13 protein-coding genes are annotated in these 11,942 nt (G+C 38.5%); all 13 read left to right on the top strand.

The annotated features are described in order from the left end of the window. The first annotated feature begins 39 nt into the window (after positions 1–39). Positions 40–1,161: a transcription termination factor NusA gene (gene nusA / locus LQ50_RS12080; RefSeq protein ID WP_034629570.1), complete on the top strand. Its 1,122-nt coding sequence runs from the start codon at positions 40–42 to the stop codon at positions 1,159–1,161. Positions 1,162–1,178: 17 nt separating this feature from the next. After that, positions 1,179–1,451 (top strand): RNase P modulator RnpM, encoded by a 273-nt coding sequence (gene rnpM / locus LQ50_RS12075; RefSeq protein WP_034629568.1) that lies wholly within the window; start codon positions 1,179–1,181, stop codon positions 1,449–1,451. Beyond that, positions 1,448–1,750, top strand: a complete 303-nt coding sequence (locus tag LQ50_RS12070) for a YlxQ family RNA-binding protein (protein WP_034629565.1) — start codon at positions 1,448–1,450, stop codon at positions 1,748–1,750. The genes rnpM and LQ50_RS12070 overlap by 4 nt, the downstream gene beginning before the upstream one ends. A gap of 16 nt (positions 1,751–1,766) precedes the next feature. Further along, entirely contained in the window at positions 1,767–3,860 is a 2,094-nt protein-coding gene (gene infB, locus LQ50_RS12065; RefSeq protein ID WP_034629562.1) for a translation initiation factor IF-2, read from the top strand. Next, on the top strand, positions 3,857–4,138 hold the full coding sequence (locus LQ50_RS12060) for a DUF503 domain-containing protein (RefSeq protein ID WP_202595376.1): 282 nt from the start codon (positions 3,857–3,859) through the stop codon (positions 4,136–4,138). The genes infB and LQ50_RS12060 overlap by 4 nt, the downstream gene beginning before the upstream one ends. Before the next feature lie 23 nt (positions 4,139–4,161). Further along, the gene (gene rbfA / locus LQ50_RS12055) at positions 4,162–4,512 is read left to right on the top strand and encodes a 30S ribosome-binding factor RbfA (RefSeq protein WP_034629559.1); all 351 of its coding nucleotides are present in this window, start codon (positions 4,162–4,164) and stop codon (positions 4,510–4,512) included. Between the two features lie 97 nt (positions 4,513–4,609). Next, a complete protein-coding gene (truB, locus tag LQ50_RS12050; RefSeq protein ID WP_034629556.1) occupies positions 4,610–5,530 on the top strand; it encodes a tRNA pseudouridine(55) synthase TruB in 921 nt (306 codons plus the stop codon). A gap of 28 nt (positions 5,531–5,558) precedes the next feature. After that, complete coding sequence (gene ribF / locus LQ50_RS12045; protein WP_034629553.1) at positions 5,559–6,506, top strand: bifunctional riboflavin kinase/FAD synthetase; 948 nt, start codon at positions 5,559–5,561, stop codon at positions 6,504–6,506. Positions 6,507–6,640: 134 nt separating this feature from the next. Next, complete coding sequence (rpsO, locus tag LQ50_RS12040) at positions 6,641–6,910, top strand: 30S ribosomal protein S15 (RefSeq protein ID WP_034629550.1); 270 nt, start codon at positions 6,641–6,643, stop codon at positions 6,908–6,910. Positions 6,911–7,072: 162 nt separating this feature from the next. Continuing rightward, the gene (gene pnp, locus LQ50_RS12035) at positions 7,073–9,187 is read left to right on the top strand and encodes a polyribonucleotide nucleotidyltransferase (protein ID WP_034629547.1); all 2,115 of its coding nucleotides are present in this window, start codon (positions 7,073–7,075) and stop codon (positions 9,185–9,187) included. 98 nt (positions 9,188–9,285) lie between these two features. Further along, a complete protein-coding gene (locus tag LQ50_RS12030; RefSeq protein WP_034629544.1) occupies positions 9,286–10,275 on the top strand; it encodes a polysaccharide deacetylase family protein in 990 nt (329 codons plus the stop codon). 2 nt (positions 10,276–10,277) lie between these two features. Continuing rightward, entirely contained in the window at positions 10,278–11,519 is a 1,242-nt protein-coding gene (locus LQ50_RS12025; protein ID WP_034629542.1) for a M16 family metallopeptidase, read from the top strand. Positions 11,520–11,616: 97 nt separating this feature from the next. Beyond that, positions 11,617–11,859 (top strand): YlmC/YmxH family sporulation protein, encoded by a 243-nt coding sequence (locus LQ50_RS12020; RefSeq protein WP_034629539.1) that lies wholly within the window; start codon positions 11,617–11,619, stop codon positions 11,857–11,859. The last annotated feature ends 83 nt before the right edge of the window (positions 11,860–11,942 follow it).

The raw sequence follows: 11,942 nt of genomic DNA, 5'->3' as shown, positions 1-11,942 counted from the left end.
AAAGCTTACCTTGACCATCGAAAGGGGGAAATAGATTCCATGAACAGTGATTTTATGGATGCATTGGCAACGTTAGAAAGAGAAAAAGGAATAAAAAAAGAAGTAATCATTGAGGCGATTGAAGCCGCACTTATCTCCGGATATAAACGTAACTTTAATCAAGTTCAAAATGTGCGAGTGGATGTCAATCGAGATAATGGAAGAATTCGTGTTTTTGCAAGGAAAACAGTTGTAGAAGAAGTGTTTGATGCACGTCTTGAAATCTCCCTTGATGAAGCACAAAAAATAAATCCAAGTTATGAAGTGGACGATGTTGTTGAAATTGAAGTAACGCCAAAAGATTTTGGGCGTATTGCTGCACAAACGGCGAAACAAGTTGTGACACAACGAGTTCGTGAAGCGGAAAGAGGAATTATTTATTCCGACTTCATCGATCGTGAAGAGGATATTATGACAGGGATTGTACAACGTCAAGATCACCGCTTTATTTATGTTGACCTTGGAAAAGTGGAGGCCCTTCTACCTTTGAGTGAACAAATGCCAAATGAAAGCTACAAACATAATGATCGTATTAAAGCGTACATTACAAAAGTAGAAAAAACAACAAAGGGACCACAAATTTTAATTTCACGTACTCATCCAGGTCTTTTAAAGAGGTTATTTGAACTTGAAGTACCGGAAATTTATGATGGTACGGTCGAAATTAAATCTGTCTCTCGTGAAGCCGGTGACCGGTCGAAGATTGCTGTACATGTTGATAATCCTGAAGTTGATCCTGTAGGCGCATGTGTTGGCCCTAGGGGACAAAGAGTTCAAACCATTGTTAATGAGCTAAAAGGTGAAAAAATTGACATCGTTCGATGGTCAGAAGATCCCGTAGAATATGTCGCAAACGCTCTTAGCCCTTCTAAAGTGTTAAAAGTAAATGTCAATGAAGAAGAAAAAATGACTCAAGTCATTGTACCTGATTATCAACTTTCTCTTGCGATAGGTAAACGAGGACAAAATGCAAGGCTAGCAGCAAAGCTAACAGGGTGGAAAATTGACATTAAAAGTGAGTCAGACGCGAGAGAGCTTGGTTTACTAGATGATGAAGAAGAACTTGTTCCTGTAGGAAATGAAGAAGATGCATTTGTTCCAGATATGGACGAACTTGAATAAAGAAGGAGATGGAGCCGATGAAACAGCGTAAAGTTCCTCTTCGAAAATGTATTGTGACAAATGAAATGAAGCCTAAGCAAGAGTTAATTCGAATTGTTCGTTCGCCAGAAGGTGATGTGTCGGTAGATGTAACCGGAAAAAAGAACGGACGTGGAGCCTATATTAGTAACAACGATGAAAGCTTTGAATTAGCTAAGAAAAAAGATGTATTATCAAGGCATTTGCAAGTCAAGGTCGACCCTGACATTTATGATGAACTTCAAGAAGCAAGTAAACGGAATCGTAAATGATGGTGAAATGGATCTCATTACTCGGATTAGCAGCTCGAGCAAGAAAGCTTGTCACAGGGGAAGAGCTCGTGTTAAAAGAAGTGAGAAGAAAAACGGTTAAGTTAGTCATCTTATCTTCTGATGCTGCAGAACAAACAAAGAAAAAGGTATTGGACAAATGCGGCCATTACAACATTCCGGTACGAATTACGTCCGATCGCACAACGCTTGGGCAAGCTATCGGAAAAGCGGAGAGAGTCGTCATTGGAGTAATGGATGATGGATTTGCAAAAAAGATGACCGCATTACTCGACCAATGATTCTGGAGGTAAGTATATGAAAAAAATGCGAATATATGAATATGCAAAAGAAAAGGACGTAGCAAGCAAAGTCATCATTGATAAATTAAAGGAATCGGGATTTTCAGTTACGAATCACATGTCGGTTTTAGATGAAAAAATGATGGAAACATTAACAGGCGGTAGCAGCAACTCTACGACAACAGCTACAAAAAGCAAAGAAAAAAGTGATCATCGTCCTAAGCAACAAAAAAACGATGGGAAACGTAATCAAGCTAAGCCATCTAATAACAAAAATCAGCAAAACCGCGGAAACAAACAGCAAAATAAACGTGGAGGTGGCGGGCACAAGCAAGAGCCACCGAAGCCAAAACCATTACCAGAAAAAATTACGTATGTTGGTTCGCTAACAGTTGGAGAAATTGCGAAGGAACTACATAAAGAGCCTTCTGAAATTATTAAAAAATTAATGGCACTTGGGGTAATGGCAACCATTAACCAAGAATTAGACACAGACACTATTGAACTAATTGCTGGTGATTATGGTGTCGAGGTTGAGGAAGAAATTGTAATTGATGAAATGGACTTTGAGAGTTATGTGGATGAAGATTCCGAGGAAGACTTACAAGAGAGACCACCAGTTGTAACGATTATGGGACACGTAGACCACGGGAAAACGACATTGCTTGACTCCATTCGTCATACAAAAGTAACTGAAGGAGAAGCTGGTGGAATTACGCAACATATTGGGGCGTACCAAATTGAGTCAGGTGGGAAGAAAATCACATTCCTTGATACACCTGGGCACGCAGCATTCACAACGATGCGAGCACGTGGAGCTCAAGTCACCGACATTACCATTCTGGTTGTTGCAGCAGATGATGGTGTTATGCCTCAAACAAAAGAAGCGATTAGTCATGCAAAAGCAGCTGGTGTACCTATTATTGTAGCTGTGAATAAAATTGATAAAGAAGCAGCGAACCCTGACCGTGTAATGCAAGAGTTAACAGAATTTGAACTTGTCCCTGAAGCGTGGGGAGGAGATACGATTTTTGTTAACGTGTCAGCCCTTGCAGGAACTGGAATTGATGAGTTATTAGAGATGATTCTTCTTGTGTCAGAAGTAGAGGAATTAAAAGCAAATCCTAATAAGTTAGGAAAAGGAACAGTTATTGAAGCGGAGCTTGATAAAGGTCGTGGAGCTGTAGCTACCCTTCTTGTACAAAGTGGAACGTTAAAAGTCGGAGATCCGATTGTTGTAGGATCTGCGTTTGGACGTGTTCGTGCGATGGTGAATGATCTAGGTCGTCGCGTAAAAGAAGTCGGCCCTTCTACACCGGTTGAGATTACAGGTCTTAATGAAGTACCGCTAGCAGGAGATCAATTCCAAGCGTTTGCTGATGAAAAGAAAGCTCGTCAAATTGGTGAAGCTCGTATGTCTCGTCAGCGCGAGGAAAATCTTGCTGAAAACTCAAAAGTTAGCTTGGATGACTTGTTTAATCAAATTCAACAAGGTGAAGTTAAGGACATTAACATTATCATTAAAGCGGACGTTCAAGGTTCTGTTGAAGCCATGCGTGGGTCATTAGAAAAAATTGACGTAGAAGGTGTGAAAGTTAATATCATTCATACAGGTGTGGGTGCTATTACTGAGTATGATGTAATGCTTGCATCAGCTTCGAATGCGATTATTATTGGTTTCAATGTGCGTCCAGATGTAAATGCTAAGCGTACAGCAGAAGCTGAAAAAGTAGATGTTCGACTTCATCGCGTTATTTATAATGCTATCGATGAAATTGAAGCAGCGATGAAAGGAATGCTTGATCCTGAATTCGAAGAAAAAGTTATCGGTCAAGTGGAAGTTCGTACAACTTTTAAAGTTTCAAAAGTAGGTACAATTGCTGGAGCTTATGTTACTGAAGGAAAAATAACTAGAGATTCCACTGTGCGCCTTATTCGTGATGGAATTGTTATTTATGAGGGTTCAATCGATGCATTGAAACGATTTAAAGATGATGCCAAAGAAGTAGCTGCTGGATATGAGTGTGGGATCACACTTGAGAAGTACAATGATATTAAAGAAGGCGACATCATTGAAGCGTATGTTATGGAGGAAATTGAGCGTAAATGATTATAGGGTTCATACGTGTTGAACTCCTCATTTATGATGCTCAATCCCTGAAAGAAAAACGCTCTGTTTTAAAAAGTATTCAAACAAGATTGAAGCAACGGTTTAACGTTTCTGTTGCTGAAACAGATCATCATGATGTTTGGCAGCGAGCTGAATTATCGTTAGTAACAGTTTCCAATGATCGCGCAGTTTGTGAGCGTGAATTGCAAAAGACACTTTCTCTTATAGATGGTGATCCCAAAATAGAAAGAACCGTTACTGATTACGAATGGCTCTAATGTAAAGGACAGAGGTGAATAGTATGAGTAATGTTCGTGCACACCGTGTCGGTGAACAAATGAAGAAAGAACTAAGTGATATTATTATGCGAGAGCTTAAGGACCCACGCGTTAGTTTTGTAACAGTTACAGGAGTAGATGTTACAGGGGATCTTCAGCAAGCAAAAGTATTTATTACAGTTCTTGGAAGTGACGAACAAAAAGAAGCAACTCTTCAAGCATTATCTAAAGCAAAAGGATTTATTCGTTCCGAAATCGGAAAACGAATTCGTCTTCGCAAAACACCAGATATTTTCTTTGAGTTTGATGAGTCGATTGAATACGGAAATCGTATTGAAACGCTTCTTCAAGATATAAATAAAAATGAACGATAGATAATAAGAGGGTAGGAGGGCAAATGCTCTTCTACCCTTTTGTCTTAATGTGGTAAGAATAAATTTTTGTGAATTATGAAAAAGCGGGGGGACAGCAATGAATCCAAATGGAATCTTAATTTTACATAAACCAAGAGGAATGACTTCTCACGATTGTGTGATGAAGGTTAGACGCCTATTTCAAACGAGGAAAGTTGGACATACAGGCACACTAGATCCAGATGTCAATGGAGTCCTGCCTATTTGCATTGGAAAAGCAACAAAAGTAGTGGAATACATGTCTGGTTATTCAAAAGAGTACGAGGGTGAAGTGGCGCTTGGATTTTCAACAACAACTGAAGATGCAAGTGGTGAAGTTGTTGAAAAAAAGTTGATAACGGATAAATGGACAACAGAGGAATTAGATGATGTCCTTAATGACTTTAAAGGTGAAATTATTCAAGTTCCTCCCATGTATTCTGCAGTGAAAGTGAATGGCAGGAAATTATATGAGTATGCCCGTGCTGGGAAAGAAGTGGAAAGACCTCAGAGAAATGTTACAATTCATTCTCTAAACCGATTAACTGATATATCTTATAAGGAAGGCACAGCATCATTTCGATTTAGAGTTTATTGTAGCAAAGGGACTTATGTTCGCACTTTGGCCGTTGATATAGGGCAAAAGCTCGGATATCCTGCTTATATGTCCGATCTCATTCGTACATCCTCAGGACCATATTCACTTGAGGATAGTATAACGTTTGAACAATTAGAAGAATGCAAGGAAAACGGGCAATTGTTTTCTCAACTTATTCCATTTGAGACTGCGGTTGATTATTTACCAAAGACTATTGTAGATGAAGCAACCGAACAACAAATAAAGAATGGATCAGTTCTACCTATAAAGAAAGGGTTAGAACAATTGAGATTTACCGTATATAATAAGAAAGGGGAGTGTTTAGCTGTTTATAAGCGCCACCCTACAAAAGACGGTTTTGTGAAACCAGAAAAAATGTTTTGGACAAACGAGTCGTCTTAATAATTTAGGAGTGAAAAGGGGATTCTTAATGGATACCATTTATTTAGAACATCCTATAGATCGAAATACGTTAAAGCCTGAAAAGACCGTGATGGCTTTGGGTTATTTTGATGGAGTACATACGGGGCACCAAGCAGTTATGAAAAAGGCAAAAGAGGTTGCTATTAGGCTTAATACTACTACCTCTGTTATGACTTTTCATCCTCACCCAAAAGAAGTCTTGAGAAAGACAGAGATGAATTACATAACGCCATTACCAGATAAGATAAACAAAATAGAAAAATTGGGGATTGATACATTATATGTTGTTAGATTTACACCTTTGTTTGCAAGCCTAACCCCTCAAGAGTTTGTGGATGAGTATTTGATTGGTTTACATGTTGTACATGCTGTAGCTGGGTTTGACTTTACTTATGGATCACTTGGGAAAGGATCCATGGAAACTCTCCCATTTCACGCACGTAATCGATTAGAAGCCACGATTGTTGAAAAGTATGAAAATAATAATGAGAAGGTAAGTTCCACTAAAATACGAAAGCTGCTAGAACAAGGTGATGTATCTAGTGTTGCGATTCTCTTAGGAGAAGACTATGTCATTAAAGGAACAGTTGTTGATGGAGAAAAAAGGGGAAGGACAATTGGGTTTCCAACAGCAAATGTTGAACCAAGAGAACGATATATCATTCCAAGAACAGGTGTTTATGCAGTTCGTTTAACGATTTCCGGAGTTGAATATGATGGGGTCTGTAATGTTGGCTATAAACCAACCTTTCACGCAGAACAAGTAGCTACTCCTACAATTGAGGTCCACCTTTTTTCATTTGATAAAGATATTTATGGAGCAGAAGTAGAGATTCAGTGGATTTCCCGCATTAGATCAGAGCAGAAATTTGATGGGATTGATCAGCTGATAAAACAAATTACTCTCGATAAAGAGACAGCACACTCTATCCTTAATTCAAAAGTCTATGAATAAACAGGAAGACTTGCAATTCATTCAAAAAAAAGGTATAGTATTGTTTGTACTACGGTACGAATCCGTTTCTTGGCAGATCGAGTCACCGACGTTTGCTAGGGAATTGGAGATTAGAATAAAGGGAGGTGAATAGGATGGCTTTAACACAAGAGCGTAAGAATGAGTTAATCTCTGAATTCAAAACGCATGACACGGACACTGGTTCTCCAGAGGTTCAAGTTGCTATCCTAACAGAGCAAATCAACACATTAAATGAGCACTTACGTACTCATAAGAAGGATCACCATTCACGTCGTGGTCTTCTTAAAATGGTAGGGCAACGTCGTAACCTGCTAACATACCTACGTAATAAGGATGTTACGCGTTACCGTAACCTAGTTGATAAGCTTGGTTTACGCCGATAATCGTGATGAAAGCGGGATAAAATTCCCGCTTTTTTCTTGATCTAATAACATTGGTAATTTCACTAAAAATAACCAATATTATATATTCTTTTAGTTTTCAACAGAATTGGCAATAATAAATGAAGCTGGATTACTAAATGGTGTACGAGAGGAGTACGCGTAATGGAACAAACGAAACAAGTATTTAAGATGGAGTGGGCTGGTCGAGAACTAACTGTAGAAACTGGCCAATTAGCTAAACAAGCTAATGGTGCAGTGCTCGTTAGATATGGTGACACAGCTGTGTTATCAACAGCTACTGCTTCTAAGGAACCAAAAGATTTAAACTTTTTTCCTCTAACTGTGAATTATGAGGAGCGTCTCTATGCTGCAGGGAAAATTCCTGGAGGATTCATTAAAAGAGAGGGAAGGCCAAGTGAGAGAGCGATATTAACAAGTCGTTTAATTGATCGTCCGATTAGACCATTATTTCCTGATGGCTTCAGAAATGAAGTGCAAGTAATTAGCATTGTAATGAGTTCAGATCCAAATGCTTCATCTGAAATGGCAGCGATGATTGGTTCGTCACTTGCTCTTTGTGTATCTGATATTCCATTTGATGGTCCAATTGCGGGTGTAACCGTTGGCCGTATGGATGGGAAATTCGTTATCAACCCAACAACAGAGCAGTTAGAGCAAAGCGATATTGATCTTGTTGTTGCAGGTACGAAGGAAGCTATCAACATGGTTGAAGCTGGTGCATCTGAGGTAACGGAAGAAGCAATGTTAGAAGCAATAATGTTTGGTCATGATGAGATTAAGAAATTGATTGCTTTTCAAGAGGAGATTGCTCAAGCTGTCGGAAAAGAAAAAGCAGAAGTTCAGTTAAAGATGGTTGACAGTGATTTAGAGCAAGAAGTACGACAGCTTTCTGAAGCTGAACTGAAAGAAGCTGTTCAAGTGCAAGAGAAGCATGCTCGTGCAGAAGCAATTGATGCAGTTAAAGAAAAAACGGTTGCATCTTTTGAAGAGCGGGAAGACATAAATTTAGGTGATGTCAAAGAAGTTCTACATAAGATTGTCAAAGAAGAAGTACGTCGTCTAATCACGATTGATAAAATTCGCCCAGATGGACGTAAGGTTGATGAAATTCGTCCACTTGCTTCACAAGTAGATCTTCTTCCACGTACTCACGGGTCAGGTCTCTTTACACGAGGACAAACTCAAGCATTAAGTATTTGTACACTCGGTGCATTAGGTGATGTTCAAATATTAGATGGACTTGGAATTGAAGAATCTAAGAGATTCATGCATCATTATAATTTCCCACAATTTAGTGTAGGAGAAACTGGACCAATTCGCGGACCGGGTCGTCGTGAAATTGGACATGGTGCATTAGGTGAGAGAGCGCTTGAGCCAGTTATACCTAATGAAAATGATTTTCCATATACGATTCGACTAGTTTCTGAAGTACTTGAATCTAACGGTTCAACGTCTCAAGCTAGTATTTGTGCAAGTACTCTTGCAATGATGGATGCAGGAGTACCGATTAAAGCTCCTGTAGCAGGTATTGCGATGGGGCTTGTGAAACAAGAAGAGCATGTCTCTGTTCTTACAGACATTCAAGGTATGGAAGATGCATTAGGGGATATGGACTTTAAAGTAGCCGGTACACGCGAAGGTATTACGGCTCTACAGATGGATATTAAAATTTCTGGTATTAATCGAGAAATTCTAGAAGAAGCGTTAGCGCAAGCCAAACGAGGCCGTATGGTTATTTTAGACAATATGCTTGCTGCTATTGGAGAATACCGTACTGAATTATCAACGTATGCTCCAAAAATTATGACAATGAAGATTAACCCTGATAAAATTCGTGATGTAATTGGACCAAGTGGGAAGATGATTAACAAAATCATTGAAGAAACAGGGGTTAAAATTGATATTGAACAGGATGGAACAGTCTATATTTCTTCTGTAGAGATGTCGATGAATGAAAAGGCACGTACTATTATTGAGGATATCGTACGTGAAGTCGAAGTTGGACAAACTTACTTAGGCAAAGTCAAACGCATTGAAAAGTTTGGTGCATTTGTTGAACTGTTTAAAGGGAAAGATGGGTTGGTTCATATTTCTCAATTAGCAGAAGAACGCGTTGAAAAAGTAGAGGATGTTGTAAAACTTGGAGATGAAATCCTTGTTCGAGTAACTGAGATCGATAACCAAGGAAGAGTAAATCTGTCACGTAAAGTCATTCTAAAAGAAGAGAAAGAGCGCAAACAACAAGCACAAAAGTAACAGGTAAAAAGGGGACTGGGGAGTGATCCTAGTCTCCTTTTGCGTTCTAACCTGTCCAACTCTAGCATACAATCGCACTAGAGGAGGAGGGACTGGTGATGAAGAAAAATGTGATTCATATAGGTGTGTTCTGTATCATTGTCATCCTATCGATTGGAGCTGTCCAAAATCCATTTGCAATGAACTATATAAGTGAATTGAAGCATGACAGTCAAATGGTCTTAAAGGAACAGAACTCTTTATACGAGGAAATAGTAGCACGATCAGAGTCATATTCAGAACCTGCGATTGATGCAAGAGTAGATAGAGTATGGAAAGCAGTACCTGGGTATAATGGGTTAGAGGTTGACGTTGAAGCTTCATATGATAAGATGAAGAAGCTCAATGAATTTGATGAGAATAGACTCGTTTTTAAAGAAACAAGTCCAAACGTTCATCTCGATGATCTTCCCCCTTCCCCTATCTATAAAGGAAATGAAAATAAACCTGTTGTCACGTTTTTAGTTAATGTGGCTTGGGGAAATGAATATCTACCAGAAATGTTGAAAACATTAAAAAAACATGAACTACATACAACTTTTTTTCTAGATGGTTCATGGGTTAAGAATAATCCAAATCTAGCTAAGATGCTTGTTGAAGAAGGCCACGAGATAGGAAATCACGCCTACTCCCATCCAGATATGAATACATTAACAGTAGGCAGGATTGACGAAGAGCTACAAAAAACAAATTCAGTTATAGAAGCAACAATTGAAGTTACACCTAATTGGTTTGCCCCGCCAAGTGGAAGCTACAATCAAACGGTGGTTGACCAGGCTCACAAACAAGGAATGAAAACGGTCTTATGGTCAGTTGATACAGTAGATTGGAGAAAACCTAATCCAACTGAAATGGTGAATCGTGTCCTGTCAAAAGTACACAATGGGGCTATGATCTTAATGCATCCAACTGAACCGACAGCGAAGGGGTTAGAAGATTTAATTATCGGAATACAAGAAAAAGGGTATAGGATTGGGACAGTTTCTGAGGTACTCTCTGAAGAAAGAGTTATGTTAGGTGTAACCCTTGATGATAATAAGGGGGATTAAGAGTGGTTAAAAGAATAGAACTAGACAACGGTGTTCGTATTTTAGCTGAACATATTTCATCAGTACGTTCGGTTTCGATTGGTGTGTGGATTGGAACAGGCTCGCGCTTTGAAACAAAAGAAGAAAACGGCATTTCCCATTTTTTAGAGCACATGTTTTTTAAAGGGACAAAAACGAGAACAGCTGCTGAGATTGCTGAATCATTTGATAGCATTGGTGGGCAAGTAAATGCTTTTACATCAAAAGAATATACGTGCTATTACGCAAAAGTGTTAGATGATCATGCGGGCTATGCTGTTGATGTATTAGCAGATATGTTCTTCAATTCTGTTTTTGATGAGGTAGAGCTTCAAAAAGAGAAGAATGTTGTATTTGAAGAAATAAAAATGGTAGATGATACGCCAGATGACATTGTGCATGATTTGTTAAGTGAGGCGAGTTATAAAAGTCACTCACTTGGGTATCCGATATTAGGTACAGTCGATACTCTAGAAACGTTTAATGGGGATTCCTTAAGGGAATATATGTCTAGGTTCTATACAGGTGATCATGTTGTTATCTCTGTGGCAGGGAATATTACGGATGAAGTGATAGAGCAATTAAAAGAAACCTTTTCGAATGTGAGTCCGACAACGTATCAACATCAAGATGAGAAACCTGTATTTTCTCCTACCTCCATTGTTCGCAAAAAAGAGACAGAACAAGCCCATCTTTGTCTCGGGTATCCAGGTTTAGCGATTGGTGAAAAAAATGTATATGCTCTTGTCTTACTGAATAATTTACTAGGTGGAAGCATGAGTAGCCGATTGTTTCAAGAAATTCGCGAAAGAAGAGGGTTATGCTACTCGGTTTTTTCTTATCACTCATCCTATCAAGATAGTGGAATGTTAACGATTTATGCTGCTACAGCCCATAGCCAATTAGATGATTTAACTAAGGCTTTACAAGAGACAGCTTTCACTCTTGCAGATGTAGGAATGACAGAAAAAGAACTCAAAAATGGCAAAGAACAGTTAAAAGGAAGTTTAATGTTAAGTTTAGAAAGTACAAATAGCCGAATGAGTCGTAATGGGAAAAATGAATTGCTTTTAAAAAAACATCGGTCGCTTGATGAAATTGTAGATGAGATTGACAACGTCTCACTTACACAGGTAAATCAATTAGCAGCAACCATTTTGAAAGAAAAGCCTTCTGTTTCTTTGATTAACTCAACAGGTATGTTGCCACAATCCTTAGTTCAATAAAGGTACTATCCTAAAAGATCAGATTTTTCAATAGTCTGGTCTTTTTTTTGTTATTTGCTCATAGTTTACTACTAATGAGGGACGAGGAGGTAATCTGATGAGACTAAGTGAAATAAGCAGCAAAGAGATTATCGATTATCAAAAAGGAGAACGGCTAGGCATTTTAGGACAAACGGATTTGCTAGTCAATGAAGAAACGGGTGAAATTGAAGCATTTATCATTCCAACAATGAAATGGTTTGGGTTTGGAAAAAAAGATAAAGAAGTAACGGTACATTGGAATCAAGTAAAAAAAATAGGAGAGGATATGATCATAATTAATTTAGACCAGTTCGAGTGATGGTAAATACTCGTAATATTCATTTAATATATGAATTTATAATCATCGAAAAAAAACAGCTTTTTCATTTAATGAAAAGGCTG

Source organism: Halalkalibacter okhensis (assembly GCF_000787375.1).
In the GTDB taxonomy this organism is placed as follows: Bacteria; Bacillota; Bacilli; order Bacillales; family Bacillaceae_D; genus Halalkalibacter; species Halalkalibacter okhensis.
The sequence above is the reverse complement of the archived record's forward strand: the minus strand, read 5'-3'. Positions and strand labels throughout refer to the sequence as shown.